The organism is Variovorax rhizosphaerae (genome assembly GCF_037889975.1).
In the GTDB taxonomy this organism is placed as follows: domain Bacteria; phylum Pseudomonadota; class Gammaproteobacteria; order Burkholderiales; family Burkholderiaceae_C; genus Variovorax; species Variovorax rhizosphaerae.
Map to the genome: position 1 here is coordinate 22,639 of NZ_JBBKZT010000020.1, position 25,557 is coordinate 48,195.

25 protein-coding genes are annotated in these 25,557 nt (G+C 66.0%); 15 read left to right on the forward strand and 10 right to left on the reverse strand.

Translation table 11 applies throughout. The features are described 5' to 3' along the window. Window positions 1–33 precede the first annotated feature (33 nt). Together WKW82_RS31315 and WKW82_RS31320 are read right to left on the reverse strand one after the other, a co-directional pair. Complete coding sequence (locus WKW82_RS31315) at window positions 34–1,008, reverse strand: Bug family tripartite tricarboxylate transporter substrate binding protein (protein ID WP_340346697.1); 975 nt, start codon at window positions 1,006–1,008, stop codon at window positions 34–36. 60 nt (window positions 1,009–1,068) lie between these two features. Next, window positions 1,069–1,908: an enoyl-CoA hydratase/isomerase family protein gene (locus WKW82_RS31320; protein ID WP_340346698.1), complete on the reverse strand. Its 840-nt coding sequence runs from the start codon at window positions 1,906–1,908 to the stop codon at window positions 1,069–1,071. Window positions 1,909–2,200: 292 nt separating this feature from the next. On the opposite strand from WKW82_RS31320, the gene WKW82_RS31325 reads away from it, so the two are divergent. Continuing rightward, window positions 2,201–2,980, forward strand: coding sequence for an SDR family oxidoreductase (locus tag WKW82_RS31325; protein ID WP_340346699.1), 780 nt, complete (start codon window positions 2,201–2,203; stop codon window positions 2,978–2,980). Window positions 2,981–2,989: 9 nt separating this feature from the next. On the opposite strand, the gene WKW82_RS31330 is transcribed toward WKW82_RS31325, so the two are convergent. The 3 genes from WKW82_RS31330 to WKW82_RS31340 form a co-directional block, all read right to left on the reverse strand. Continuing rightward, window positions 2,990–3,400 carry a hypothetical protein gene (locus WKW82_RS31330; RefSeq protein ID WP_340346700.1) on the reverse strand — a complete coding sequence of 137 codons (411 nt, stop codon included), beginning with the start codon at window positions 3,398–3,400 and terminating at the stop codon, window positions 2,990–2,992. A 73-nt stretch (window positions 3,401–3,473) separates the two neighbouring features. After that, a complete protein-coding gene (locus WKW82_RS31335) occupies window positions 3,474–4,745 on the reverse strand; it encodes a serine hydrolase domain-containing protein (RefSeq protein ID WP_340346701.1) in 1,272 nt (423 codons plus the stop codon). Between the two features lie 25 nt (window positions 4,746–4,770). Beyond that, entirely contained in the window at window positions 4,771–5,760 is a 990-nt protein-coding gene (locus tag WKW82_RS31340) for an NADPH:quinone oxidoreductase family protein (RefSeq protein ID WP_340346702.1), read from the reverse strand. A 403-nt stretch (window positions 5,761–6,163) separates the two neighbouring features. On the opposite strand from WKW82_RS31340, the gene WKW82_RS31345 reads away from it, so the two are divergent. Genes WKW82_RS31345 through WKW82_RS31385 form a run of 9 tightly spaced genes read left to right on the forward strand, consistent with a single transcriptional unit; the run spans window position 6,164 to window position 14,761 of the window. After that, on the forward strand, window positions 6,164–7,330 hold the full coding sequence (locus WKW82_RS31345; RefSeq protein WP_340346703.1) for a CaiB/BaiF CoA transferase family protein: 1,167 nt from the start codon (window positions 6,164–6,166) through the stop codon (window positions 7,328–7,330). A 12-nt stretch (window positions 7,331–7,342) separates the two neighbouring features. Further along, window positions 7,343–8,122 (forward strand): enoyl-CoA hydratase-related protein, encoded by a 780-nt coding sequence (locus WKW82_RS31350; protein WP_340346705.1) that lies wholly within the window; start codon window positions 7,343–7,345, stop codon window positions 8,120–8,122. A gap of 19 nt (window positions 8,123–8,141) precedes the next feature. Continuing rightward, window positions 8,142–9,818: a class I adenylate-forming enzyme family protein gene (locus tag WKW82_RS31355; RefSeq protein WP_340346706.1), complete on the forward strand. Its 1,677-nt coding sequence runs from the start codon at window positions 8,142–8,144 to the stop codon at window positions 9,816–9,818. Next, on the forward strand, window positions 9,815–10,579 hold the full coding sequence (locus WKW82_RS31360; protein WP_340346707.1) for an enoyl-CoA hydratase/isomerase family protein: 765 nt from the start codon (window positions 9,815–9,817) through the stop codon (window positions 10,577–10,579). Before WKW82_RS31355 ends, WKW82_RS31360 begins: the two co-directional genes overlap by 4 nt. Continuing rightward, window positions 10,572–11,339 (forward strand): SDR family NAD(P)-dependent oxidoreductase, encoded by a 768-nt coding sequence (locus tag WKW82_RS31365; protein WP_340346708.1) that lies wholly within the window; start codon window positions 10,572–10,574, stop codon window positions 11,337–11,339. The genes WKW82_RS31360 and WKW82_RS31365 overlap by 8 nt, the downstream gene beginning before the upstream one ends. Window positions 11,340–11,351: 12 nt before the next feature. Beyond that, window positions 11,352–12,518: an acyl-CoA dehydrogenase family protein gene (locus WKW82_RS31370; RefSeq protein WP_340346709.1), complete on the forward strand. Its 1,167-nt coding sequence runs from the start codon at window positions 11,352–11,354 to the stop codon at window positions 12,516–12,518. Window positions 12,519–12,536: 18 nt separating this feature from the next. Continuing rightward, on the forward strand, window positions 12,537–13,412 hold the full coding sequence (locus WKW82_RS31375; protein WP_340346710.1) for a 3-hydroxyacyl-CoA dehydrogenase family protein: 876 nt from the start codon (window positions 12,537–12,539) through the stop codon (window positions 13,410–13,412). 4 nt (window positions 13,413–13,416) lie between these two features. Continuing rightward, a complete protein-coding gene (locus tag WKW82_RS31380; protein WP_340346711.1) occupies window positions 13,417–14,067 on the forward strand; it encodes a 3-hydroxyacyl-CoA dehydrogenase family protein in 651 nt (216 codons plus the stop codon). A 34-nt stretch (window positions 14,068–14,101) separates the two neighbouring features. Continuing rightward, complete coding sequence (locus WKW82_RS31385; RefSeq protein WP_340346713.1) at window positions 14,102–14,761, forward strand: DUF2889 domain-containing protein; 660 nt, start codon at window positions 14,102–14,104, stop codon at window positions 14,759–14,761. Here the strand turns inward: WKW82_RS31385 and WKW82_RS31390 are convergent. Continuing rightward, window positions 14,705–15,685 (reverse strand): Bug family tripartite tricarboxylate transporter substrate binding protein, encoded by a 981-nt coding sequence (locus WKW82_RS31390; protein WP_340346714.1) that lies wholly within the window; start codon window positions 15,683–15,685, stop codon window positions 14,705–14,707. The genes WKW82_RS31385 and WKW82_RS31390 overlap by 57 nt on opposite strands. 44 nt (window positions 15,686–15,729) lie before the next feature. Beyond that, the gene (locus WKW82_RS31395) at window positions 15,730–16,899 is read right to left on the reverse strand and encodes an iron-containing alcohol dehydrogenase family protein (protein ID WP_340346715.1); all 1,170 of its coding nucleotides are present in this window, start codon (window positions 16,897–16,899) and stop codon (window positions 15,730–15,732) included. Between the two features lie 135 nt (window positions 16,900–17,034). On the opposite strand from WKW82_RS31395, the gene WKW82_RS31400 reads away from it, so the two are divergent. Next, on the forward strand, window positions 17,035–17,973 hold the full coding sequence (locus WKW82_RS31400; RefSeq protein WP_340346716.1) for a LysR substrate-binding domain-containing protein: 939 nt from the start codon (window positions 17,035–17,037) through the stop codon (window positions 17,971–17,973). 61 nt (window positions 17,974–18,034) lie between these two features. Here the strand turns inward: WKW82_RS31400 and WKW82_RS31405 are convergent, their stop codons facing one another. The 3 genes from WKW82_RS31405 to WKW82_RS31415 all read right to left on the reverse strand — a co-directional run bounded on the left by WKW82_RS31405 (window position 18,035) and on the right by WKW82_RS31415 (window position 21,470). Then, window positions 18,035–18,823 (reverse strand): enoyl-CoA hydratase/isomerase family protein, encoded by a 789-nt coding sequence (locus WKW82_RS31405; protein WP_340346717.1) that lies wholly within the window; start codon window positions 18,821–18,823, stop codon window positions 18,035–18,037. Window positions 18,824–18,837: 14 nt separating this feature from the next. Next, on the reverse strand, window positions 18,838–20,064 hold the full coding sequence (locus tag WKW82_RS31410; protein WP_340346719.1) for an acyl-CoA dehydrogenase family protein: 1,227 nt from the start codon (window positions 20,062–20,064) through the stop codon (window positions 18,838–18,840). A gap of 122 nt (window positions 20,065–20,186) precedes the next feature. After that, window positions 20,187–21,470: a CaiB/BaiF CoA transferase family protein gene (locus WKW82_RS31415; protein ID WP_340346720.1), complete on the reverse strand. Its 1,284-nt coding sequence runs from the start codon at window positions 21,468–21,470 to the stop codon at window positions 20,187–20,189. Window positions 21,471–21,536: 66 nt separating this feature from the next. On the opposite strand from WKW82_RS31415, the gene WKW82_RS31420 reads away from it, so the two are divergent. From WKW82_RS31420 to WKW82_RS31435, 4 genes are all read left to right on the forward strand, one after another. Beyond that, complete coding sequence (locus WKW82_RS31420; protein WP_340346722.1) at window positions 21,537–22,778, forward strand: CaiB/BaiF CoA transferase family protein; 1,242 nt, start codon at window positions 21,537–21,539, stop codon at window positions 22,776–22,778. A 459-nt stretch (window positions 22,779–23,237) separates the two neighbouring features. After that, a complete protein-coding gene (locus WKW82_RS31425; protein ID WP_340346723.1) occupies window positions 23,238–23,669 on the forward strand; it encodes a Zn-ribbon domain-containing OB-fold protein in 432 nt (143 codons plus the stop codon). Further along, on the forward strand, window positions 23,666–24,844 hold the full coding sequence (locus WKW82_RS31430) for a thiolase C-terminal domain-containing protein (RefSeq protein ID WP_340346724.1): 1,179 nt from the start codon (window positions 23,666–23,668) through the stop codon (window positions 24,842–24,844). The genes WKW82_RS31425 and WKW82_RS31430 overlap by 4 nt, the downstream gene beginning before the upstream one ends. Before the next feature lie 39 nt (window positions 24,845–24,883). Further along, window positions 24,884–25,357 carry a MaoC/PaaZ C-terminal domain-containing protein gene (locus WKW82_RS31435; RefSeq protein ID WP_340346726.1) on the forward strand — a complete coding sequence of 158 codons (474 nt, stop codon included), beginning with the start codon at window positions 24,884–24,886 and terminating at the stop codon, window positions 25,355–25,357. Window positions 25,358–25,557 lie beyond the last annotated feature (200 nt).

Consider the following 25,557-nt stretch of genomic DNA (forward strand, 5'->3'; position numbering starts at 1 on the left):
GGCCATCGCTTGGGGCGATGGCTTCGGTGGGGCTTATTCCTTGGGCAGGCGAAGGTCTGCGACCAGCTTGCCCATGCCGGCGGCCTCGTCCTTGAGGAAGTGCGTGAACTCGTCTGGCGACATCTGCATGGCCTCCGCGCCGTCGTCGCGGAATTTGTTCTTGACTTCGGTGGTGGAGACCGCGGCGCGCAGGGCCTCGTTCAACTTCTGGACCACGTCCTTCGGGGTTCCGGCGGGTGCCATGAGGCCGACCCAGAAGTAGAAGCTGTATCCGCCCACGCCTTGCTCGGCAATGGTCGGTACATCGGGCAGCACCTCCAGGCGCTTGGTCGACGTCACGCCGAGCGCTTTCATGCGGCCTTCGCGGATCATCGCGGAGGACGTGCCCCAAGGCTCGAAGATCATGCCCACGCGGCCTGAGACCACATCAGGCCAGGCTGCCGAATTGCCCTTGTAGGGAACGTGCGTCAGGTCCACGCCCGCCTTCTGCGCGAAGTAGGCCGCGACAAGGTGCGTCGTGCTGCCGTTGCCGGCGGATGCGTAGTCGAGCTTGCCGGGATTGGCCTTGGCGCGCGTGATCATCGCGGGCAGCGTCTTGTCGGGCTGGCTTGGCGAGGTCAGCAGCAGGAATGGAGTGCGCGTCATCGGACCCACACCCGTGAAGTCCTTCGCGAGGTCGTAGCCGGGCTCATGGTTCACGGCCTGCTGGATCGCGACCGTGTTGCCTGCGGCGAGCAAGGTGTAGCCATCGGCGGGTGCTGCCTTTACCGTGCGGAAGGCCAGCAAGCCGCCGGCGCCGGGGCGATTTTCGACGATGACCTGCTGGCCGAGCTTGTCGCTCATGTAGCGTGCGACGAGGCGCACATTGACGTCGAGGAATCCGCCGGCCGCCGAGCTCACGATGAAGCGGACGGGCTTGGTGGGGAAGGTGTCGGCCGCGAGGGCAGGGGCCGTGCCAAGCAGCGCCAGGGCGGCGATGGCGAGGCTGTGCTTGAGAAGCGTTTTCATGGGGAGTCTCCAGATCTTCAACTGTTTGGCGTGTGCAACCGCGTGTTGGTTCCGTGGACGTCAGGCCACACGCGCCTGCGGCGCGTCGCTGCTGTCAGCGGGTTTGGAGGTTCCGGCTGCGGCGCCGGCGAAGTCGGCGCGGCGGCCTTCGATCGCAGCGTTCAGGCCTTCGCGGAATTCAGGATTCGACATCGCCAGTGCCTGGCCCAGGCCTTCGAAGGCGAACATGTCGTTCAGCGAGGTCTCGAAGCTGCGCGCCATCAGGGACTTCGCCAGGCCCATCACCTCGGCGGGGCCCTGCGTCAGGCGGTGGGCTTCGGCCAGGGCGACGGCCTCGAGCTGATCGTCCGGGACCACTTTGGCCACGAGGCCGAGGTCGAGTGCTTCCTGGGCCGAAAGGGTCGCGCCGCTGAACAGGAAGTTCTTCGCGCGCGCCATGCCGATGAGCCTCGGCAGGTGGTACATCATGCCGATGTCGGGGATCGTGCCGAGGCGGAAGAAGCCGGACATCAGCTTCGCGCTCTCGCCGGCGATCACGACGTCGCCCGTGAGGGCCAGGCCCATGCCGCCTCCGACGGCGTAGCCACGCATGCCGACCACCACGGGCTTGTCCAGCGTGATCAGCGGCATGAGCCAGCGGCTCAGGTTGCGAAAGCGCCGGTGCACTGGCCACGGATCGCACTGCGTCTTCAGCATCTTGAAGTCGCCGCCCGAGCAGAAGGTGGGGCCCTCTGCCGTGAGGAGAACGGCGCGCACGTTGCGGTCGTTCTCGGCGAGCTCCATCGCCTGGCCCAGTTGCTGGCGCAACTCGGCCGTCAGGGAATTGCGGTTCTCCGGGCTGCACAGGCGCACCTTCAGAACGGATTGGTCCATCTCGGTCTTCACTACAAGTTCGCTCATTTTTTGCCTTTTGCGCTGCGCTCAACTGCAGCGATGAGTGCCTGTCCGCAAACTGCGTGCCACGCGGGAATCCCCCTTCCACGGCCCGTGGGCGGCCTTTGACTTGCCTTCGAGTGTTCTCACTGAAAGCACTCGGTGTGCGCTTGCAAACACTGCGTGTGTTCAAAAGACACGACGCGCTGCCCGGAGACTGCTTTTGCCCGGCGCGCGGAGCCACGAAGCCATTGGCACACGATTTGCGGACAAGCCACACCACCGGATCCGAAACACACGAAACACAGGAGAACACAGAATGTTCACGAACGACACCTTGCAGGGCCGCGTCGCCTTGATTACCGGCGGCGGCACCGGGATCGGCCTCGAGATTGCCACCGCGTACGCCCGCCTTGGCGCCTCCGTCATGCTGGTGGGCCGCAACGAAGAGCGCGTCCAGGCCGCTGCCAAGTCCATTTCGGACGAAGGCGGCAAGGCCGCCGCGATGAAGTGCGACGTACGCAATTACGACGAGGTCAAGCAGGCAGTCGAGGCGACCGTGGAGCGCTTCGGCGCGCTCGACATCATGATCAACAACGCGGCGGGCAACTTCGTCTGTCCTACCGCCGAGCTGTCGCCCAACGGCTGGAAAACGGTCATCGACATCGACCTCAACGGCACCTTCTATTGCTGCCATGCGGCCTACCCGCACCTCAAGGCCTCCCGCCATGGCGGCTCGGTCATCAGCATCATCACGATGCTGGGCGTTTCCGGCTGGCCCGCCGCGGCGCATGCGGCCTCGGCCAAGGGCGGCATCCTTTCGCTGTCGCGCACGCTGGCGGTGGAGTGGGGCGGCGACAACATCCGCGTGAACACCATTTCGCCCGGCCCCATCGGAGACACCGAAGGCACGAAGCGCATGTACATCGACGGCGGCAAGGGCGACCTGGAAGCCAAGAAGACGGCGCTGGGCATCTTCGGTCGCAAGGTCGACATTGCGAATGCGGCCGTCTACCTGGCCTCGGACCTGGCCTCCTACGTCACCGGCGACAACCTCATCGTCGACGGTGGTCGCTGGCTCAAGTACGTGGCCGAATAAGTGTGCCGCTCAGGCGGTCGGTTCCGTTGCGGGATCGATCGCGTTGCGGCACCGGATCATGCGGACGGCTTCGTATTCGAGGGCGAGATGGCCTTGATCGGTGATCACGTGGTGCCCGGTCACCACCACCCCGCGACCCGGTTGAAGCGCTAGCTGTTTCGACTTGAAGTGCATGCGATTCACGAGCGTATCGCCCGCTTGCACGGGTTGTTTGAACTTCGCGCTGATCTGCATCAGGTAGAGCATGCGCTCATGGGTGACGCCAGACTCGGACACCATGCGCTCCGCCAACTGCAGGACCATCGATTCCGGCACCATCAACCGATCGCCGTCGCGGCTCGGTTCCTCGGCATCGTGCAGAGTCGTTCCGAGGGTGTAGAGCGCAAGGAAGCAATGAGTCTCTGCGAGCCCGATCCGCAACGGCCCGGTGACATGGCCCCAGCCGGGCCCGTAGTCTTCGTAGCAGGGCCCGGGCTTCAATGGACTGTGTGGCTCAGGCAAGACGCATCTCGCGGTAGACCGCTTTCTCGAACGCCGCATGGATCTTCTGAAAGCGGGGCTCGATGAAGGGAATGTGCTGGCTCGAGAAGAACGCCGCGATGCCTGAGGAAGGGTCGATCCAGTAGTGGGTGTTGAGAATGCCCGCCCAGGTGAGGGAGCCCGCACGCCGCATGCCCGGCACATCCGCTTCATTGCGCACGAAGCCGGCGGTGTGAGTCAGCGGAATGTTCAGGCCAGGAAAGAGGTCCAGGTCGGCACTGATGACGGGCTCGGAAGATTTCTTCGGGAACGGCAGCCGCATGGGGCCGATCTGGTTCTGCTTCATGAACGACATGGTGTTCGCCGAAAGGATACGGCGTCCATTCGCCATGCCATCGTTCAGTACGAGACGCGTGAACTTCAGATAGTCGGCCGCGGTGCCATGGCAGGCCTGCCCCATGCCGTAGCGCTGGGGGCGCGGAGGCGGGACCATGAAAGGCGCGTCGGTGAAGCCGCCGTCTGCCGCGCGCTGCTTGACGGCGGGAAGGCGACGGGCGACGGTGTCCGTCTCGAACATGGTGTCGTTCATCTGCAGTGGCTCGAAGATCTCCTCGCGCACGAAGCGGTCGATCGTGCGGCCGTCCACCTTCTCGACCATGAAGCCCGCCCAGTCGATGCCGACGCCGTACGTCCAGTCCGTTCCCGGGTCGAACATCAATGGATGGGTGAAACCCTGCAGCGTGCCGACGTTCGGCGGCGGCGTCTTCGAGAAAGCCTCCCAGGCGCTTTCCTTGGCATCCCAGGGACTGTAGGCGAGGCCCGAGGTATGGGTGAGCAGATGGCGCAGCGTGACGGGGGTACTCGGTGCGCGATACACGGGTCCGGTGGGGCCCATCGACACCAGCACCTGGACCGACCGGAACTCCGGCAGGACATCGACGACGCGCGTGTCGAGACTCAGCTTGCCGCGATCGACCAGGATCAGGCAAGCGAGGCTGCCGATGGCCTTGGTCGCCGAATAGAGATGCAGGACCACGTCCTGGTTGGCCTTGAGGTTCGGACTGGCCCGACCGGCCGCACCTTGCCATACGACCTTGTTGCGATCGCTCACGGCCGCGACGAGGAAAGGGGCGTCCTTGGCCGCGACAGCCTCGGCGAGCAGGCTGTCGAGACGATCCCAGTTGGGTGTCGGGCGACCGACCGCACAGGCCGCCAAGCTGGTGGTGGCACCGGCGCCGCAGGCGGCGAGCAGTGAACGGCGGGACATGCGGGAGTCGGGGGTCATGAGTGTGCCTTTGGGCGGGTTGAATTCAAGCCATGGTCAGCACGAGGCGACCCTCGGCGCGCCGCATGTCGATCAGGGTCAACGCCTGCGCGATGTCGCGCAATGCGAAGGTGTGCATGACCTGCGGCCGCAGAACACCACGCGTCCAGAGCGCGGTCAGATCGTCGTGAGCCTGCGCAACGCGTTGCGGTTGACGCTCGAGGTAGTCGGTCCACTGCAGGCCGGATGCGGCAATGTTCTTGACCAGCAGGTAGTTCGCCTTGACTTCGGGAATCCTTCCCGCGGCGAAGCCGACCGTGACGATGCGCCCGCACCATGCCAATGCGCGCAATGAGGCATCGAAAACATCCCCACCCAGGGTATCGATGACGACGTCCGCTCCCTTGCCGTGGGTCGTTGCGTGCACCTGTTGGCGCAGGCCGTCGCGCAGGTTCGGCACGCCGAGGTCGACGAAGTGGCAAGGCGTTCCTTCAAGGAGGCCTTGGGCGCGCGGGAGGTTGCTGGCTGCCGCCAGTACCGTGCAACCGTGCCCATGGGCGATCTGGGCGGCGGCCTGGCCGACGGCGCCGCTGGCGCCGGTGATGAGGACTGTTTCGCCACCTTGCAGATGCCCGCGCTCGAACAATGCGAACCACGCGGTCTGGGCCGCCAAGCCCAGCCCCACGGCGTCGACAAAGCCCATGGCCTCGGGCAACGGAAAGCAATGGGCTTCGGGCGCGATGCATTGCGTCGCAAAGCCGCCGTGGTCGAGATGGGCGAGCACGCGAGCGCCGACTTGCACGCGAGTCACCCCCGGCCCGATGGCGCGAACGATGCCCGCCGCTTCCTTGCCAGGCGTGAAGGGAAGCGCCGGCGACGACTGGTAGCGGCCCGTGATGACAAGGAGGTCGGGGTAGTTAACGGCCGCGGCTTGGATGTCGATGAGCACCTCGCCCGCACCTGGTTGGAGGTCGGGCAGTTCATCGATGACCAGTGTTTCGGGCGGCCCCGGCTTCAAGACCTGAACGGCGTGCATGCGCGAATCCTTTTATATATGGCGTAAGGCGCTGGAGGTGCAAGTCCCATGCCGCGCGAGCGAGTGGCGCTGCATGCCCAACGAATCGTTGCGATGCGCGGCGAAACGAGCTCGTGACAGACGGCAGGAAGGGCAACAGGTGGTGGTGCCCGTGGTGTCTCCATTGAAGTCACGCGCTTTTCACCGGGCTGCATGTCCTGTCCGTGGCGAAGACAGTGCAGCCATCCCAAGCTCGCGAAACGCTTCCGAACGCGTTGTTTCTCCAGATTTGCGTGCGTTTTAGGTGTCTGGGCGACGTGGCACACGCCTTGCAAAAAGTCATGCAATGTCTACCACCACAACCTCCCTACCGCTGCACGATCTTCCGTTGCGATCAGCGCCTGCGCTTGATCTGCTGACGGGAGTGAAGGTCCTTGATCTCACCACGTCGATTGCCGGACCGTCGGCCGGCCAGTTGCTAGCCGACATGGGCGCCACGGTCGTGAAGATCGAGAAGCCCACGACCGGCGACGACGCGCGCGCATGGGGCCCGCCCTTCCTGCATGGCGAGTCGCTCTGGTTCATGAGCGTCAACCGCGGCAAGCAGAGCGTCACGCTCGACATCACCGCCCCCGAAGGCCAGGAGGTGCTGCGCCGCATGGTGGGCCAGTGCGACGTGATCCTGCTCAACCTGGTCGCCCGCGCACAGCGCAAGCTCGGCGTTGACGCGGCGACGCTGCGCGCGCTCAACCCACGCCTAATCCACCTTTCGCTGACGGGTTTCGGCGTCAACGGTGATCGTGCGGACCTGCCTTGCTACGACCTGATCGCCGAGGGCTATTCGGGCGTCATGGACATGACCGGCGAAGCCGAGGTGGGGCCGCAGAAGGTCGGCACGCCGGCCGCCGACCTGCTGGCCGGCAACGACGCCGCGATGGCCGTGCTGGCGGCCTTGCTGCGGCGCGAACGTGAAGGCACCGGCTGCGAGATCGACGTCTCGATGGTCGAAAGCATGTCGCGCTTCATGTCGCCCCGCTTGATGCCGTACCTCGGTTCCGGCGAGCTGCTTCGCAGGTCGGGTGGTCGCGACAGCGTGATCGCCATCTACCAGGTCTTCGATACCGCTGACGGCCCCATGACGCTTGGCCTCGGCAACGACGGCATCTGGAAGCGCTTCTGGCAGGCGGTGGAGCAGCCCGAGGTCGGTGCCGACCCAGCGTATGCGAGCAACGCACAGCGTCGTGCCAAGCGCGACGAGATCGTGCAGATCATCGGTGACCTGCTGCTCACCCAGCCGCGCGCTCACTGGCTCGCGCTGCTGGCCAAGGCGCGCGTGCCAGCGGGACCTATCCAACGGCTCGATGAACTCGCGCAAGACCGCGCGTTGCACGACGCCGGCTTCATGTACCGCACGGAAGGCCCCGACGGAGCGATTCCGAATGTCGGCCTCGGCATCCGGTTCGACGGCCGCACCGAAGGCACCGGCTCACCGCCACCCAAGCTCGGCGCCCATACCGACGACGTCTTGCGCACATGGCTCGATTGCGATGCCACGCAGATCGAGCAACTCCGCGCCCAGCGCATCATTTGAGAGGACTACCCCATGCAATTCCAAGAGATCACCTACACCGAAGACGGCCCCATCGGCACCATCACGATCAACCGGCCGCAAGACGGCAACATGTTCACCCCGCTGATGTGCCACGAGATCCGTGATTGCATCAACGCGATCCGCCGCGAGACGCGCACCCGCGTGATCGTGCTGACCGGCGCCGGCGACAAGTTCTTCTGCATTGGCGGGCGCAAGGAAGGCATGGAGGACTCCATGCTGTATGCGGGCGTTCTGCCGACGCTGGAGATGTACGAGGCCATCGATCGCCTGCAGAAGCCGGTGATCGCCTGCGTCAACGGCTTCGCGGTCGGCGGCGGCAATGTGCTCCAGATGGTCTGCGACATCACGATCGCCAAGGAAAGCGCGGCCTTTCGTCAGGTCGGTCCGATGATGGGCAGCTTCGATGCCGGCTACGGCACCTGGTACCTGGAAGACCTTGTCGGCAAGAAGCGCGCGAAGGAGATGTGGTACCGCAATCCCAAGCTCACCGCCCGCCAGGCGCTCGATTGGGGTCTCATCAACCACGTCGTGCCGGATGCCGAGCTGCACGAGTTCACCCGCAAGATCGCGCTGGAAATCGCCGATCGTGGCTCGTTCGCCCTGGCGGCGGTGAAGAGCGCCTTCAACGCTCGTCATGGTGGCGTGGGTGGACTGTCGCGCATGGCGCACGACCTGTTGCTGCGCCCCTACCTGGAGACCGACGAGCACGCGGAACTGGCGGCATCGTTCGCGGAACGCCGCGCGCCCGACGCCTCGAAGTTCGGCCACTGAACCAGTAGCGGGGCCTTCGATGTCGCACCTACTCACACTGCACGATCCTTCCGCTGCCAGGGAGCGCTATCTCGAAGGCGTCTGGCAGACGGACACGATGTATTCGCTGGCGCATCGGCACGCGACCGAGCGCGGCAACGCCTACGCGCTGCGTGACAGCGCAAGACGGCTCACTTGGAGCGCGCTGGTCGCCTGGGTCGACGCCGTCGCGACTGATCTCCATCAGGCCGGCCTGCGCGCTGGCGACCGGGTGTCGGTCTGGCTGCCCAACCGGCTGGAGACGGTGGTCGTGCTGCTGGCCTGCTCGCGCAACGGCTACGTGTGCAACCCTTCGCTGCACCAGAACTACACGGTGGCCGAGATCGTGACGCTGCTGTCGCGCATCGAGTGCCGTGCGCTGGTCGCGCAGCCCGGATGGGGCGCCGACGCGGCGACCGCGGACATCTTTGCCAGGGCCGCCGAACTGTCTCATATGAAGCGGATCTATGCGCTGCCCGGTCTGCGGACGCCGGATGCGGAATTGCCACCGGAAACGCATCCGATGCCCTTGCCCGCATCGCATCCGCGCAGCGACGTGCCGCTCGCCAGCACGCACTCGGACCAGGTCGTCTACCTCGCCTTCACGAGCGGAACTACCGGGACGCCCAAGGGCGTGATGCACAGCGACAACACGCTGCTGGCCAACGGCCGCGCGATGGTCGCCGATTGGAAACAGGACCACAGCACGGTGCTGGTCACGCTGAGTCCGATGAGCCACCATATCGGCACGGTGGCGCTCGAGCAGGTGCTGGTGGCGGGCTGCGAGCTGGTCTTGCACGACCCGCTCGCGGGCGTGATGGCGCTGGACTGGATCGAGACCACCAAGGCAACCTACGTGATGGGCGTGCCCACGCATGCGATCGACCTGCTCCATGAAATTGACAAGCGCGGCTTGAAGCGCCTCGGCGCGGTCAAGGTGTTCTACATGGCCGGCGCCCCGATCCCGACCGAGACGGCACGCCGGCTGCTCTCGCTCGGCGCCACGCCGCAGAACGTCTACGGCATGACCGAGTGTGGCTCGCACCAGTACACCAAGCCCAACGACCCGGTCGAGATCATCACGACCACCTGCGGCAAGGCCTGCGTGGGCTACGACGTGCGGATCTGGCGGCAGGAGAACACCGACCTGGAAGCCCCGCGCGGCGAGGTCGGAGAAATCGGCGGCCGGGGCGGCGTGCTGATGCTGGGCTACTTCAACAACCAGAAGGCCACCGAGTCATCGTTCAACAGCAGCGGCTGGTTCATGAGCGGCGACCTTGGACGCCTCGACGCGGCGGGCAATCTGCAGATCGTCGGGCGCGCGAAGGACTTGATCATTCGCGGTGGCCACAACATCCATCCGGCGCACATCGAGGAGTACGCCCATCGCCACCGTTCGGTCAGGAAGGCCGCGGCCTTCGGCGTCGCGGATGAACGTCTCGGCGAGAAAGTGTGCTTGGCGCTGATCTGTCACGGCGAGGCACCCGAGCCCGGCGAGATCCTGCAGCACTTGGCGCGTGAGGGCCTGTCCAAGTTCGACATGCCCGAATACTTCGCGGTGGTCTCCGAATTCCCGATGACCGCGAGCGGCAAGATCCTCAAGCGCGAGCTGATGGAATGGGTCAAAAGCGGTCGCCTGCAACCCCAGGCAGTCCGGTACCAGGCGGTGGCGCAATGATCGAACTCACCCGTGACGAGGAATTCGCCGTCCTCACCATCCGGCGCCCGTCGGCCCTGAATGCACTGAGCTTCGAGCTGATCGGCCAGATCGGCGAATGCATCCGGCAAGCGGCCAAGACCGATGCGCGCGCGCTCATCGTCACCGGCGAGGGCGAGAAGTCCTTCTGCGCCGGCGCCGACATCAAGGAGTTGCAGCAACGCAAGCTCGCGGCCCAGCGCGAAGGCGCGGAACTCGGCCAGGCCGTGTTCGCGCAACTCGACCGGCTGCCGATTCCTTCCGTGGCCCTGGTCAACGGATTCGCCTTCGGTGGTGGCTGTGAACTGGCGATGGCCTGCACGCTTCGCTTGGCATTGCCGAACGCCAAGTTCGGGCTTCCCGAAGTCAAGCTCGGCCTGATCCCTGGCTATGGCGGCACCCAGCGCCTGCCGCGCCTCGTCGGTGTGGCACGCGCGGTCGAGCTGGTCATGACCGGCCGCACGGTCGCGGCCGAGGAGGCGCTGGCGATCGGCCTTGTCAACCGCATCGTGCAAGCGCCCGGCATGGCCGCGGCAAAGGCCTATGTGCGCGAGTTCAGTGGCCATGGCCTGCGCGCGCTTCAGTTCGCCCGCGAAGCGGTGCAACGTGCGATGGACGTGCCCCTGCACGAAGGTCTGCGCATGGAAGCCGACCTGTCGACGCTCGCCTACCGGACGCGCGACGCGGAAGAGGGCATGCAGGCCTTCGTGGAAAAAAGAAAGGCGGAATTCCGCGATGAGTGATTCGAACCCCAATCCTTCCCGTGACTGCGTCGTGGTGACCGGCGCGAGCCGCGGCATTGGCGCCGCGATTGCCGTCGCACTGGCGCAGCAGGGTCGCCATGTGGCCTGCCTCTCGCGCTCGGGTGCCTTGCCGGCAGTGCCTGGCGTGAACGAGGTGCTTGCCGCGCGCTGGATCGGCCTCAAGGCCGACGTCACGCAGGCGGGCGACGTCGCCAAGGCCTGCCGCCAACTCGCCGACGACGGCTGGCGTGTGACGGGCCTCGTGAACAACGCGGGCGTCCATGTCGAGGCGCCGTCCGCCGAACTGACGCTGGACACCTGGAACCAGATGATGGACGCCAACGCGACATCGGTGGTGACGGCCTGCCAGGCGGTCTACCCCCAGCTGGTCGCGGCCGGCGGTGGCGTCATCGTCAACATCGGGTCGTTCTTCGACAAGCTCGGCGTCAAGCGCAACCTGGCCTATTGCGCGAGCAAGGCCGCCGTCGGTGCGATCACGCGCGTGCTGGCCGTCGAGTGGGCCAGCAAGGGCATCAAGGTCATCGACGTGGCTCCGGGCTACATCCAGACCGACCTCAACGCTGACGCCATGGCGCCGGGCGGGCCACTGCGGGCCTACCTCGACAAGCGCATCCCGGGGCGGCAACCGGGCACCGCAGCCGATGTCGGCGCGCTGGTCGCAACGCTTTTCTCACCCGCCGGTGGCTTCCTCACCGGCGAAACGATCTATGTGGATGGTGGGCAAGGCATTGCGCACTGAGAGGCACAAAACATGAACATGCTGCAACGACTGGACAATCGCATCACGCTCAACGATGAGGAGCGCATGCTGCTCGAGAGCGTGCGCGCGCTGGCGCGCGATCAGATCGCGCCGCGCGCGGAGCACTACGACCGCACGGCGGAATTCCCCTGGGAGAATGTCAACGCCATCAACGCGCTCGGCCTGAACGCGATGTTCATCCCCGAGGCCTATGGCGGTGCGCAGATGTCGTACACCGCCTACCTCGCCTGCGCCCGTGAAATCAGCCAGGCCTGCGCCGCTACGGGCATCGTCTGGGCCACCAACTACCACGGCATGAAGCCGCTGATCGACTGGGGCACGGAGGAGCAGAAGCAGCGCCTGCTGCCGCGCATCGCCGAAGGCGGACTGGGCGCACTGGCCATCACCGAGCCGGGCGCCGGCTCGGACGCCACCGGGATGCGCACCTCGTTCCGCGAGGAGGGCGACGAGATCGTGATCAACGGCGGCAAGACCTTCATCACGAACGGCGACGTGGCCGACCTCTACCTGCTGTTCGGGAAGTGGGAAGGCATTGCCGGCGCCAAGGAAAGCATCTCGGTGCTGGTGCTCGAGAAGGGCACGCCGGGCCTCTCGGTCGTGCGCCTCGAGGACAAGATGGGCACCCGTGCATCGAGCACCGCCACGCTGGCCTTCGACAACTGCCGCGTCCCGCGCGCCAACCTGCTTGGCCAACCCGGCGACGGTCTCAAGATCCTGTTCGCCTCGCTGAACAAGTCGCGCCCGAGCGTCGCGGCGCATGCGCTGGGCATCGCCCGGGGCGCCTTCGACGATGCGATCGCCTACATCAACGAGCGCAAGCAGTCGGGCCGCAAGATCCTCGAGTTCCAGGGCATCCAGTTCATGGTGGCCGACCTGGCTGCCGAGATGGCACTGGTCGAAGGCTGGCTCTGGCAGGTCGCCGGCTGGGTTGACGCGGGCGCGACCGACTTCGGCATGGAGGCCTCGCTGCTCAAGATGCGGGCCAGCGACCTCGCGATGCGCGTCACCACGGATGCCGTCCAGTTGCTCGGTGGCTACGGCTACTGCAAGGATTTCCGCGTCGAGCGCCTGATGCGCGACGCCAAGATCACCCAGATCTGGGAGGGAACTAACCAGGTTCATCGCCAGCTCATCGGCCGCAGCTTCCTGCAGCGCTGAAACATTCAAGGAGAGTTCATGAGTGAGATCAAGACCATCGGCGTGGCCGGCGCAGGCACCATGGGTGCGGGCATCGCCATCGTCTGCGCGCGTGCGGGCTTTCGCACCCGCGTGTTCGACGTCAACCAGCAGTCGATCGACCGTGCCCGCGGCCAGACCGAGGCGTTCCTGCGCAAGAGCGTGGAGCGCGGCAAGCTCGCGGCCGAGAAGCTGCCCCAGATCATGGAGCAGTGGCACGGCAGCACCGACCTCGCGGACTTCGCCGACTGCGACCTCGTGATCGAAGCGGTGTTCGAAAGCCTGCCGGTCAAGCACGACCTGTACGGCAAGCTCGACAAGATCTGCCCGCCGCACACGATCTTCGCGAGTAACACCTCCACCATCAGCATCACCGAGATCGCAGGTGGCTCGGGTCGGCCCGACCGCTTCGTCGGCATGCATTTCTGCCTGCCGGCGCAGCTCATGAAGCTGATCGAGATGTCGCCCGGCCTTGCCACGACCGAAGACACCTTCAAGCGTGCCTGGGCGGTGGCCGAGGCGCTCGGCCAGAAGCCGGTGCGCACGCAGGACACGCCGGGCTTCGTGCTCAACTACTTCCTGATCCCGTTCAACAACGACGCGATCCGCCTCGTCGAGCAGGGCGTGGCCGAGCCCGCCGACATCGACCTGGCCATCAAGACTGCGATGGGCTATGCGATGGGCCCGATGGAACTGCTCGACCTCGTCGGCATGGACACCCAGAAGCTGCTGTGCGAAGCCATGCACGGCGTCACCAACGAGCCGCGCGCGGCCTGCCCGCCGCTGGTGAAGCGGATGATTGCCACCGGATGGCTGGGCAAGAAGAGCGGACGTGGTTTCCACCACTACGCAGACAGCAAGATGTTCGGAGCTTGAACGCATGACCACCTACAGAATCATCCAGGCGGGAGAGAGCCGCTCGTTCCCCGCACCGCATGCCTTCCAGGAGAAGGCTGACGAACAGGGCGCGGCCCGCGTCTTCATCGGCGAGGACGCTGGCGCCGCACTGGCGCAGGCCGGCGAACTCGCGGCTTGCCCCTTCGTCGCCGTCGAACTCGGCCAAGAATGCCTCGGTGACCACACCGGCGAATCGGGCGGGCGCGAGGGCTCCAACGTGGTCGGGTTCGCCCGCTTCCGGTTGGGCCGCGCCGATCCGACGGCGCTGGTCGAACTGGTTCGCCAGCCCCAGACCCGCGACAGTGCGGTCGCTGCGGCGCGCTCGGCCTTCGAGGCCGCAGGGCTGAAGGTCGCGGTGTGCGGGGATTTCCCCGGCCGCATCGTTGACCGGCTGATCCGTCCGTACCTCAACGCGGCGCTGCGCCGGCTCGACGAAAAGCTCGCCAGTGCCGAGGACATGGACAAGACCCTGTGCCTGGGCCTGGGCTACCCCGAAGGCCCGATCTCGCTGATGGAGCGCACGGGCTTGGCGGAGCACCACGATGTCACGCAGGCGCTCTACGTGGCGCTGGGACAGGAAGCCTACGCACCGGCGCGGCGCGCCCAGGTCGCGAAGGCGCGCCAGGGCCGTTGAGGCCGATCGGCAGAAGAATGATTGCGAGGAGCCCATGGTTGCCATATCCCACTTCCTTCCTCCGCCTGCGTCGCCACGCCGCCAGTTGCATCAGCGCGAGATCAAGTTGCAGGCCTTCGCGCGCGAGGACGGCCTGTTCGACATGGAAGCGATGATCGAGGACGTCAAGCCCGAGCCCTTTGCAACGCCGACGCGTCATTTCGACGCGGGGGTGCCGATCCACCTGATGGCCGTGCGCCTGACGGTCAACAGCGCCTTCGAGGTGGTTCACGTCGACGCGACGATGGCGCGAACGCCGTTCCAGGCGATCTGCCCGGAAGCCACGCACGCGATGCAGTCGCTGGTGGGGTGCAACCTGCTCAAGGGCTTCCGCCGAGCCGTGGCCGAGCGACTGGCGCCGCGTGTGCGCTGCACCCATCTGGCCGAACTGGTCACGCTGCTGCCGACCCTGGCGGTGCAAGCACTGGTCCAGGGCAAGAGCGAGGCGGACATGCCCAGCGACAAGCCGCCGCTCAAGCTCGACGGCTGCCAGGCTTGGCGCTCGGACGGCGAACTCGCGCGAGAGTACCTGCCGCGCTGGTACACCGGGGCTGGCCAGAGCCGTCAGGCTGCAGGTCCTGCGATCCCTGCCGCGGGCTCACTCGGGCTTGATGTGCGCGGCCTTGATCACGGGCTCCCAGCGCGCGATCTCTGACTTCATTCGGGCCGTGAGCACATCCGGCCCCCCTGCGCCCCTGGAGTTGGCGCCGACGGCCGCAAGGCGTTCCTGCATGGCCGGCCGACCCAATGCCTTGGCGATGCCGTCCTGCAGTTGCCTGACGATCACAGGCGGCGTGTTCTTCGGGACCAGGAAGCCCCAGCTTGTGGTCGGCGTGAAGTCCTTGTAGCCGAGCTCGACCATCGTCGGCACGCTGGGCAGCGTCGGATCGCGCTGCGTCGACGTGACCGCCAGCGCGTGCAGGCGCCCGGCCTTGATGTTGGGGAGGACGTCGCTGACGGTGGCGAAGTAGTAGTCGAGCCGGCCGCCGATCAGGTCGGTCATCGCCGGAGCGTTGCCCTTGTAGGCGACGCTGACCGCGTCGATGCCCATGGAGCGCTTGAACAGCTCGCCCGAGAGGTGGCTCATCGATCCCACGCCGCCATGGCCGAACGAGACGCCCTTGGAGTTCGCCTTGGCGAAGGCGACCAGTTCGCTGACCTTCTGGTAGGGCCCGGTGGCCGGCGTCAGCAGGACCAGGGGCGCTTCGAAGGTGTACGCGACCGGCGTGAAGTCGCGGAACAGGTCGTAGGGAAGACCCGGCTGCAGCGCCATGTTGACGGCCAGCGTGCTCGAATACTCCAGGATCGTGTAGCCGTCCGCGGGGGCCTTGGCCGCGTACTCCGTGCCTGGAATCGCGTTGCCGCCTGCGCGGTTCTCCACGATCACGGGCTGGCCCAGGATCTCGCCCAGTTCCTGCCCCAGCGCACGCGCGAGCAGGTCGCCGGAGCCGCCGGCACCAAAGGTGACGATGATGCGCAGCGGCTTCGAGGGAAAGGCGCCCTGCGCGCACGCCTGCCCCGTCATCCCCAGGGTCAGGGACAGCAGGGCGGCCTGGATTAAATGCTTTCTTTGAATCATGTCTCTCGTCTCGGTTGTCGTTGACTTCGGCGCCTACCAGGCACCTACCAGGCGGCTTCGAGCAGCGTCAGCAGCTCGCCATGCGATTGCACTCTCCTTGCGCCACGCCCGATGAACCAGTCGGCCATCGCGGCGTCCGCGATCTGCGTGAGATCCGCCTCCGCAACGCCGATGTCGCGCAGCCGCGAAGCAAGTCCGAGACGCGCGAACAACGACTCGAGGCACTGGGCAGCGAGCGCGGGCAAGGCGTGCGCGCCGGCAGGGTCGGTCGGTCCGGGCGGCAGGCTTTCGACGATGCGGGTCACGGCGTGGCCCGTGGCGGGCGCATTGAAGCGGATCGTATGTGGCAGCACGATGGCGTTCACGAGGCCATTGGCGACGTGGGTGCGATGGCCGATCGCGTGGGCGAGCACCGAGGCGAGCCCGCCGCCGGCCTGCTCGGTGCCGCGGCCGCAGAGCAGGGCCGCGGTCGCGAGTTGCTCACGCACCGCCGTATCGTCCGTCGACAGCTGATCGAGATGCGCGACCGTCAGGCGCAGCGCCTGCCGCAGCATCGCTTCCGAGATCGGATCGCATCGCGGCGACTCGAGCGCCTCGACGGCGGTCGACAGCGTGTTCAGGGCGGCACTCTTCACCAGGATGGCAGGCGCGGAACCGAGGAAGTCGGGGTGCAGGAACAGGGCCCTGGCACGCGTCTTGGGGTCGAACAGGGCGAGGCGCTCGCCGCTGTCGGGGTCGAGCACCGCGCTGCCCGCCTTGACGAAGGCAGTGCTGGGCGTGGTGAGCACGCCGAACTGCGGCAGCTTGGGGGCGGCCAGGCGGGGACTCTCGAACGTGCCGTCCGCCAGCCGGCGGGTGCAGAGCGCGCGGGCAGGCTGCTGCTCGGCAAGGAGAATGGCTGCCGCGCGAGCCGTCACCACGGCCGACCCACCGCCGACGGCAATCACCGCGTCGGCATCAACTGCCGCCAACGCTTGCGCCGCAGCTTCGATCGCCGGCACCGGGCTGTTGGAGCGCACGCCGTGGAATTCGCTTGCCAGCAGGGGTCCGAGCGCCTCACGCAGGCGTTTCATGCCTTCGCAGTCGGCAACCGATCGGCCACTGATGACGACGGCACGACGGCATTGGGCGCGCTGGAGTTCCCGGGCGAGCGCTGCAAGGCTGTCCGGGCCGCTGTAGACGCGAAGTTCGGCTGCAATGTGCTGGAAAGGCATGGTGGGTGTTTGCGGTCAGGAGGAATGAGGTGGCCCGATGGCTCGCATCGGGTTGCAGGCCATGCGCAACGCACGAAGCCGGCGGTATGCTCCGTGCGCTTCTTCAATCAGACCCGAACGGATCCTCTCGCCAGCATGGAACTTCGACATTTGCGCTACTTCATGGCCGCTGCGGAGGAACAGCACTTCGGCCGTGCTGCCGATCGGCTGCACGTCACGCGTCCCGCGGTTTCTCAGATCATTGCCGACCTCGAGAGCGAGCTCGGCACTGCGCTGTTCGAGCGCCTGGCCCATCAGGTCAGGTTGACGGCCGCGGGCCGGGCCCTTTTGCCGAGGCTGCAGACGGTCATGGACGACCTGCACGAGTCGCTGTCCCTGGCCAAGCGCGTCGGCGAAGGCAAGATCGGCGCACTCAACATCGGGTATGGCGGTTTGACGCTGCTGCACGGGCTCTTCCGTGCCGCAGTCAAGAGATTTCATGAGACCTGTCCGGACGTTGCGCTGTCGCTGATCGAGCTGTCGACCATGGCGCAGCCGAGGGCCTTGGCCGAAGGCAGGATTCACGCGGGCTTCATGCACTTCGGGCCGGGATCCGCGCCCATGTACAGCAAGCGCGATGGCGGTGTGATGGCGCAGGACGAGGCGGTGCTCGACTGGATCCCGATCCAGTCCGGCGGCCTGGGTGTCGTGGTGCCGAAGGACCATGCGCTGGCGAAGCGCAAGCGTGTCGCGCTGGGCGAACTGGCACATGAGCCCTTCGTCGTGGTGCCGAGGTCGAGCAGCAGCCCGGGATACGGGCCGATGTTCACGCTGTGCAAGGAAGCGGGATTCGAACCTCGGATCGTGCAGGAAGTCAGTTCGGTGGCTTCGCAGCTCAACCTGGTGTCCGTGGGCATCGGCATCGGCCTGGCGGTGATGGGGCGGGGCTTCAGCTATCCGCCGAGCCTCGCGATCATTCCCTTGCAGGACGTCGACTACGTGACCAATTTCGTGTTCGGCTGGGTGAAGGGCAAGCGCGACCCGGTCCTCGATCGCATGATCGGCGTCGTCGAGGAGCTGGCCGGATCCCTGTGAATCGACGGTAGTCTTCGTCGGGTCGGCCATCGCGCAAGGATGATCCATTTGCGGTTCGGTCTCAGCGACCCTGGAAAAGCGGTTTGCGCTTTTCCTTGAAGGCGCGCACGGCTTCCAGGTGGTCCTCGCTCGTGCGTGCGATCGGCAGGTTGGAGGCGGCAATGTCGAGCGCCGTGTCTAGGTCCTGACCGAGGCTGAGCCGTGCCACGCGCTTGATCAGTTGCACCGAGATCGGCGCGGCTTCGGCCACCTTGCGCGCGAACGCGTGGGTGCGTTCCATGAGTTCAGCGTCCGGAAAGACCTGGTTGACGAGGCCGATGCGCTCGGCCTCGCGGGCGTCCACCCAGTCGCAGCTCCACAGCATCTCCAGCGCCTTCGCCATGCCCACGATGCGCGGCAGCAGGTAGGCGCCGCCGCCGCCCGGGATCAGTCCCATGCGTGCGTAGGTCTCGGCCATCCTGGCGCTCTCGGCCGCGAAGCGGATGTCGCAGGCCAGCGCGATGTCGAGGCCGCCACCGGTGGCAAAGCCGTTGAGCGCGGCGATGATGGGCTTGTCGATCTCGGCCATCTTGCGCGGCAGGCGCTGGATGCCCTGGACCAGTCGCTGCTTGATGAGAGCGGGCGTCAGCGCCGCGCTGGCGCCGAAGCTGTCAACGTCGCCGCCCGTTGTGAAAGCGCGGCCCGTGCCCGTGATCACGATCACGCGCACTTCAGCGTCGACACGGCACGCCTCCAGCGCCTCGACCCAACGGTCCAGCATCTCGTCGGTGAAGGCGTTGAGCTTTTCCGGGCGGTTCAGCGTGATCGTGGCGACGCCGCGATCGATCTCGAACCTGAGCAGTTCCGACATGGCGCTGCGTGCCCTTAGCGCACTGCTTCAGCGGCCACGTCGTCCTTGCGGATGTCGCGCAGCCCGGTCTTGCCATGGTGGCGGTCCGCAACCTTGTAGCCCAGCGCGTCCTCGGCAATCATGATCTTCTGCACATTGGCGGAGCCTTCGCCCGTGAAGAACAGGTCAGCATAGGACTTGAGCCAGGAGACGCGGTATTCGCGCGCCAGGCCATAGCCGCCGAAGATCTGCTGCGCCTTGTCGGCGCACATCTTGGCTGTCTGGGAAGCGTGGTACTTGGCCATCGCGGCGATGCGATTCGACGGCTGGCTGGCATCCATCATCTGTGCCGCCTTGTACACGAGCGCACGGCTCGCCTCGATGGCCACGGCCATCTCGGCGATGTCCGACTGGATCATCTGCAGGCGGCCGATCGGTTGTCCGCGCAGCATGCGATCGTTGGCATAACGCACCGCGTCCTCGAAGCAGGCGCGCGCGACGCCGAGTGCCTTGCCGGCCACGGTCACGCGGCCGGCCTGCAGCGTGCGCATGATGATCTTGAAGCCGTCGCCTTCCTCGCCGAGCCGGTCCTCCACGGGCACCACGAAGTCGTCCAGGTACAGGACGTTGGTGCGCAGCGCGTTCGACAGGCCGAGCATGGCGATCGGCTCGGCCTTCCAGCCCGGGTATTTTTTCGGCTGGACGATGAATGCCGTGACGCCCTTGGCGCCCGCGTTGCGGTCGGTACGGGCCAGCAGGATTCCGACGTCGGTCTCATTGGCCATCGATGCCCACATTTTCTGGCCGGTGATGCGGTAGACATCGCCTTCGCGCCGGGCGAAGGTCTTGAGGTTCCCTTCTGCGTCGGAGCCGCCGCCCGATTCCGTGAGCGACATCATCCCGATCGTCTTGCCTGCGAGCAGGTTCGGAACGTACTTCTGCACCTGCTCCGCGGTGCCGCCGAAGTAGATGGTGCTCGGGCAGGTCGACCCCTGCTGGTTGTTGCAGGAGGAGAAGCGCACGTCGTTGCGCGCCATTTCTTCCTGGATCACGACCGCGGCCAGGTAGCCCATGTCGCTGCCGCCCACCGACTCGGGAAACACGGCGCCATAGAGGCCCGCGGCGCCGGCCTTGCCGATCACTTCGCGCGGGAATTCGCCGCGCTGCTCGTAGCCGTCCATGACCGGATTCACTTCGGTTTGCATGAAGCGATTGACCATGTCGCGCACGGCCTCGATCTCCTCGGAATTTGCGGGGTCCATCGGGTTCTCCTGTTCGATGTTCTGGGTGTCATGGCCGGCCGAAGCGGCCGGCGGTGGATGCAGATGTCGTTGCCGATCTGCTTCCTTGTCTGTTTCGAATGCGTCCGACGGGCGCGCGAAGTTCAGGCGGACGGCACTGCCGCCGGTGCCGGCCGCTTGGCATCTCGCGGCACGGCGTTCTTGCCCGCACCGAAGGCACCGGCCTGTTCCATGCGCGCAATGTCCGCGGCACCCAGGCCGAGCACCTGTGTCAGCACTGCATCGCGTTGTTCGCCCAGGCGGGGCACGCGCGACACCGGGTTGCCGTCGTCGAGCCAGGCGGCATTGGCAGGCAGCGTGAAGGTGCCTCCGAATCCGTCCTCCACGGTGCGCAGGGCGCCGCGTTGTTGCAGGTACTGATCGTCCACCACTTCCTCCATGCTCAGGATGCCGGCCACCGGCACATCGAACTCGACCAGCTTGGCAGTGATCTCGGCGCGCGTATGTGCACGGGTAAAGGCTTCGGTGATGGCATGCACCTCTTGCTGGCAACGCATGCGATCGTTGTAGGTGGCATAGCGCGGATCGGATCCCAGCTCGGGCCGGCCCATCGCGGCGCAGAGGCGGCGCCAGAAGTCGTCGCGGTTGCAGCCGATGTTCACTGCGCCATCGGCGGCGGGAAAGGCGCCATACGGCACGCCGTGGAAGTTGTTGGAGCCCGCGAAGTCGGAGACGGCCTCTTCTTCGACCTGGGCGCGGCTCAACGCGACCGACACCATCGGAAGCATGCATTCGACCAGGGCCACGTCGATGACCTTGCCGACCCCGTGGCGCTCCTGGTTGCGCAGCGCGAGCAGGATGCCCGCATGGGCGGACACCGCGGCCATGATGTCGCCGAGCGCGAATCCGCACCACACGGCATTGCCGCTGTGATCGCGCGTCAGGCCGGTCGCACCCGCCATGGCTTCGGCGACCATCGCGAGGCCCGCGCGATCGGCGTACTCGCCGGAGTTCTCGAGGCCGAAGCCGGAGATGCAGGCGATCACGAGGCGCGGATAGCGCGCGTGCAGTGCATGGGGATGAATTCCGAGGCGCTCCAGCGCCGAACTGCGCATGTTCGTCACGAACACGTCGGCCTTCTTGAGAAGTCGATCCAGCACCTCGGCCGCTTCGGGGTTCTTGAGGTCGAGCACGACGCTGCTTTTGCCGCGGTTGAGCGAGGCGTAGTACGCCGTGACTTCCCCATCCTCTGCCTGGCGCGCAGGTGGCCGATGCCGGGTGAGCTCGCCACCGGGTGGCTCGATCTTGATGACGCTGGCGCCTTCGTCGGCAAGCATCTGGCCGCAGTAAGGCCCTGCAATGAGGTGGGCAAGTTCGACCACCTGGATGCCCTCGAGAGGGCGTGTCGCGAAGCTGGCAGTTGGCATTGGGGGCTTGGAAGTTGACGGCGGGTATGGCGTCAAATTCTCGGGATCTGGCCGCGTCGAGTCGAGTTGGAATTTCTGGTGCTGACGGTTAGTTCTTCTGACCATGTGCAACAGCAAGAATGGCATGGAGCTTGCGGTTTCGTCGGCATGAATACGCAACACACACAGACAGGCCACAGTGCGGCTCGAGCTCCACTGGCGGGCATTCGCGTCGTCGATTTCAGCACCTTGCTGCCGGGGCCGATGTGCAGCCTGCTGCTCGCACAAGCCGGCGCGGAAGTCATCAAGATCGAGCGGCCTGGCAGCGGTGACGAGATGCGCTCGTACACGCCCAAGCTCGGCGATGACGCCGTGAACTTCGCACTGTTGAACCAGGGCAAGCGCTCCTTGACGCTGGACCTCAAGGACCCGGGCGCACGCGACCAGGCGATCGAAGTTGTGCGCACCGCGGATGTCCTCATCGAGCAGTTCAGGCCGGGTGTGATGGACCGTTTGGGCTTGGGCTATGCGTCGATGCGTGCCGTGAATCCGCGGCTCATCTACTGCGCGATCACCGGCTGGGGGCAGGACGGGCCGCTTGCCAATGTGGCGGCGCACGATCTGAACTACCAGGCGGAGACGGGCTTGCTGGGCTTGACAGCCGGTGCAGATGGATCACCTGGTGTTCCCAACACGCTTTCCGCTGATCTCTCGGGCGGCGCCTATCCGGCGATGATGAACATCCTGCTGGCCCTGAGGGCGCGTGATACGGACGGGCAGGGCCGGTTCATCGACGTCGCCATGGCCGACAACCTGTTCACCTTCATGTACTGGGGGCTGGGCAATGGCTTCGCGGCCGGCGAATGGCCCACGCCGGGCGGCGACCTTGTGACCGGGGGCACGCCGCGCTACCAGGTGTACCGGACGCAAGACGATCGCTTCCTCGCATGTGCCCCGCTCGAGCAGAAATTCTGGGATAACTTCCTTCGCGTGCTGGAGGCGCCGCATCTGCGTTCCGACGCGGCGGATCCAGTTGGCGTGCGCACGGCGATCGCAGCCATCATCGCGACGCAGACGGCTGACGAATGGATGCGCCGCTTCGAAGGCGTCGATGCCTGCGTCTCCATCGTGAAGTCGCTGCAGGAGGCCGTCGAGGCCCCGCACTTTCGTCATCGCGGCGTCTTTTCGGCGCGCCTGGCCGCAGCGGACGGCACCGAGATTCCGGCCCTGCCGCTGCCGTTGGCGCCGTCCCTCCGGCAGATGGATCCGTCGCATGGGTATCCGGCGCTCGGAGAAGCCAATGCCGGTCTTGAACAGGCGGTCGAGTAATGGCGAGAAGGCCTTGCGTCATGGCTTCGAGATGTCTTCGTGGCGTGCACGAGCGGCTTTGCAGTCGGCGATCTGTCTTCGCGAAGGACATGGGCGAGCATCGGTGGAATCACTCCATGTGTTCATCCGGCTGGGCCGTGAGCGTGTCGGGGCTTCAACGGACATGGCACACAGATTGCGGAATCCATCGCATGACCCCGACCCTCGTGTCAGTTGCTGAAAGTGAGGCATAGATCATGGCCTTCCTGCGTGCATGCCTGTGGGAGCTTCGTGCCGTGCGTGGCGAGCTGCTTGCACCACCCTTGCCTGATTGCGGCAAGCCTCTTGCGGCCGCGAACGATGAGACCACCGCTCGACCGGTTTCGACCCAGACGCTCGTGATCGAGAAAGCGTCGGGCTCGGTCGCACGCTCAAGTCCTGGTCCTGCCAGGACGCCCCAACAAAATGGAGATTGAAACGATGGACATGACTTCGCTGCCCACACCGGTAGCCAACGCCGATTCGACCGTGTACTGGAACGCCGCGCGCGAGCGCAGGCTCGTGATCCGCAAGTGCAAGGCCTGCTCGCAATTCCACTTCATGCCGCGGCACCTGTGCCCGGTCTGCTGGTCGGATGACCTCGAATGGGTCGACAGCAAGGGGACTGGCACGGTCCACAGCTTCACGGTCGTGCGACGGGCGCCGCTGGCCAACTTCGCCACGCGCGTGCCCTACGTGGTCGCGTTGATCGACCTCGACGAGGGCCCGCGCATGGTGACGAACATCGTGGGTGAGGACGCGCTTTCCGTGCGCATCGGCGACCCTGTGTCGGTCGAGTTCGAGGAGCGCGGGGAGGGCGCGATGCTGCCGCAGTTCAGGCGCGCCACCACCGCCGGGGAGGCGAAGCCATGAAAGCACCTGCATCCTTGAAGAACAAGGTCGCGATCGTCGGGGTGGGGGAGTCCGACATCGGCCGTGTGCCGAACATGACGGGCCTGGGCCTGAATGCGCAGGCAGCGAAACGGGCACTGGATGAGTCGGGCCTGAAGGTCTCCGACATCGACGGCGTGCTGACGGCCTACTCGTTCACCGAGCCCTATTTCATGCTCGGCTCGGTGATCTGCGAATACCTCGGCATCAAGCCGCGCTTCAATGCGTCGCTCATCTGTGGCGGCGCAAGCCCGGCGGTGATGCTCAAGCATGCGGCCGAAGCCATCGCAGCCGGGCAGGCCGAGACCATCCTGGTCTGCGCCGGCGAGAACCGCGCGACCGGCCAAAGCCGCGACGCGGCCGTGGCCGCCCTCATGGCGGTGGGCCACCCGTACTTCGAACAGCCTTATGGCGCATCGATCCCGGGCTTCTACGCGATGATCGCCAACCGCCACATGCACGTGTATGGCACCACGCGCGAGCAGATGGCGCAGGTGGCGGTCAACACGCGCGCCCACGCGCTGCTGCATCCCAACGCGCACATGAAGAAGCCGCTGTCGCTGCAGGAGGTGCTCGATGCCAAGCCGATCGCCGATCCCCTCGGCATGCTGGACTGCTGCCTGATCTCGGATGCAGGCGGCGCCTTCATCGTGACCTCGGCCGAACGCGCCGCGGACTTGAAGGCGAAGCCCGTCTACCTGCAAGGCATAGGCGAATTCCACACGCACGAGCACCTGATGTGCGCGCCGAGCCTGACCGAGTTCGGCGCCGTCGAATCCGGCCGCGTGGCCTACCAGATGGCCGGACTGGGGCCGCAGGACATCGACGTTGCGGAGCTGTATGACTGCTTCACAATCGTGCCGATCATCGAGCTCGAGGAACTCGGCTTCTGCAAGCCCGGCGAGGGCGGCGCTTTCTTCGCCGAGGGCCATGCCCGCATCGGCGGCAAGCTTCCAGTGAACACCCATGGCGGGATGCTTTCGCACGCGCATGCCGGCGCGGCAGGCGGGCTGTTCGGCATCGTGGAGGCCGTGCGCCAGCTGCGCGGCGGTCTCGGCGAGCGGCAGGTCCAGGATGCCGAAGTCGCGATCGTGCACAACGAGGGCGGCATCCTGTCGTCGCACTGCACCGTGATCCTGGCCAACGCCAAGGGCTGAGTCCGACCACCCATCCAAGAGACACAAAAAGGAAACACCATGACCATCGAAATCCGACCGCGCGGCCGCTACTTCGAAGACTTCGAAGTGGGCAGCGAGTTCGTCACGCCCGCACGCACGATCACCTCGACGGACATCGTGAACTTCGCCTGCCTGACCGGCGACTTCAACGAGGTCCACACGAACTTCGAGTACTGCAAGACCACGCCTTTCGGCGAGCCGATCGCACATGGCCCGCTGATCTACGGGATCATGGGCGGCCTGACCTATGCAAGCGGCATCAACGACGGCACGCTGCTCGCGCTGCTCCAGATTGACAACTGGCGCATGCTCAACCCGGTCAAGCACGGCGACACCATTCGCATGCAGTCGCAGGTGCTGGAGAAGAAGGAGTCGAGCAAGCCGGATCGCGGCGTCGTCACCTTCCTGCGCAAGTGCGTGAAGCAGGACGGGTCGGTGGTTCAGGAGATGAAGGCGACGCTGATGTACAAACGCCGGCCCAGGGAGGCTTGAGCGCCGGCGGCGCCCGCTAGAGCCCGGCGCGCCGCGACTGATGAATCGCATTCATAGGCTCTTGCGGACCGGGGCGTCTAGTAGGCAGCGACCCGGCCCGGTAGATTAGACCGGTCGGTACCGGATCTTCACAACAACGCCAACTCAGCAGATCCGGCAGGCTTGCGTTGTCGGAGGCCATGCAGCTTCCCCGCGCGGAT

Coding starts and splice junctions, on each gene's coding strand:
- WKW82_RS31315 (WP_340346697.1), bottom strand. CDS start 1,008: ATGAAAACGCTTCTCAAGCACAGCCTCGCCATCGCCGCCCTGGCGCTG.
- WKW82_RS31320 (WP_340346698.1), bottom strand. CDS start 1,908: ATGAGCGAACTTGTAGTGAAGACCGAGATGGACCAATCCGTTCTGAAG.
- WKW82_RS31325 (WP_340346699.1), top strand. CDS start 2,201: ATGTTCACGAACGACACCTTGCAGGGCCGCGTCGCCTTGATTACCGGC.
- WKW82_RS31335 (WP_340346701.1), bottom strand. CDS start 4,745: ATGACCCCCGACTCCCGCATGTCCCGCCGTTCACTGCTCGCCGCCTGC.
- WKW82_RS31340 (WP_340346702.1), bottom strand. CDS start 5,760: ATGCACGCCGTTCAGGTCTTGAAGCCGGGGCCGCCCGAAACACTGGTC.
- WKW82_RS31350 (WP_340346705.1), top strand. CDS start 7,343: ATGCAATTCCAAGAGATCACCTACACCGAAGACGGCCCCATCGGCACC.
- WKW82_RS31355 (WP_340346706.1), top strand. CDS start 8,142: ATGTCGCACCTACTCACACTGCACGATCCTTCCGCTGCCAGGGAGCGC.
- WKW82_RS31360 (WP_340346707.1), top strand. CDS start 9,815: ATGATCGAACTCACCCGTGACGAGGAATTCGCCGTCCTCACCATCCGG.
- WKW82_RS31365 (WP_340346708.1), top strand. CDS start 10,572: ATGAGTGATTCGAACCCCAATCCTTCCCGTGACTGCGTCGTGGTGACC.
- WKW82_RS31370 (WP_340346709.1), top strand. CDS start 11,352: ATGAACATGCTGCAACGACTGGACAATCGCATCACGCTCAACGATGAG.
- WKW82_RS31375 (WP_340346710.1), top strand. CDS start 12,537: ATGAGTGAGATCAAGACCATCGGCGTGGCCGGCGCAGGCACCATGGGT.
- WKW82_RS31380 (WP_340346711.1), top strand. CDS start 13,417: ATGACCACCTACAGAATCATCCAGGCGGGAGAGAGCCGCTCGTTCCCC.
- WKW82_RS31385 (WP_340346713.1), top strand. CDS start 14,102: ATGGTTGCCATATCCCACTTCCTTCCTCCGCCTGCGTCGCCACGCCGC.
- WKW82_RS31390 (WP_340346714.1), bottom strand. CDS start 15,685: ATGATTCAAAGAAAGCATTTAATCCAGGCCGCCCTGCTGTCCCTGACC.
- WKW82_RS31395 (WP_340346715.1), bottom strand. CDS start 16,899: ATGCCTTTCCAGCACATTGCAGCCGAACTTCGCGTCTACAGCGGCCCG.
- WKW82_RS31400 (WP_340346716.1), top strand. CDS start 17,035: ATGGAACTTCGACATTTGCGCTACTTCATGGCCGCTGCGGAGGAACAG.
- WKW82_RS31405 (WP_340346717.1), bottom strand. CDS start 18,823: ATGTCGGAACTGCTCAGGTTCGAGATCGATCGCGGCGTCGCCACGATC.
- WKW82_RS31410 (WP_340346719.1), bottom strand. CDS start 20,064: ATGGACCCCGCAAATTCCGAGGAGATCGAGGCCGTGCGCGACATGGTC.
- WKW82_RS31415 (WP_340346720.1), bottom strand. CDS start 21,470: ATGCCAACTGCCAGCTTCGCGACACGCCCTCTCGAGGGCATCCAGGTG.
- WKW82_RS31425 (WP_340346723.1), top strand. CDS start 23,238: ATGGACATGACTTCGCTGCCCACACCGGTAGCCAACGCCGATTCGACC.
- WKW82_RS31430 (WP_340346724.1), top strand. CDS start 23,666: ATGAAAGCACCTGCATCCTTGAAGAACAAGGTCGCGATCGTCGGGGTG.
- WKW82_RS31435 (WP_340346726.1), top strand. CDS start 24,884: ATGACCATCGAAATCCGACCGCGCGGCCGCTACTTCGAAGACTTCGAA.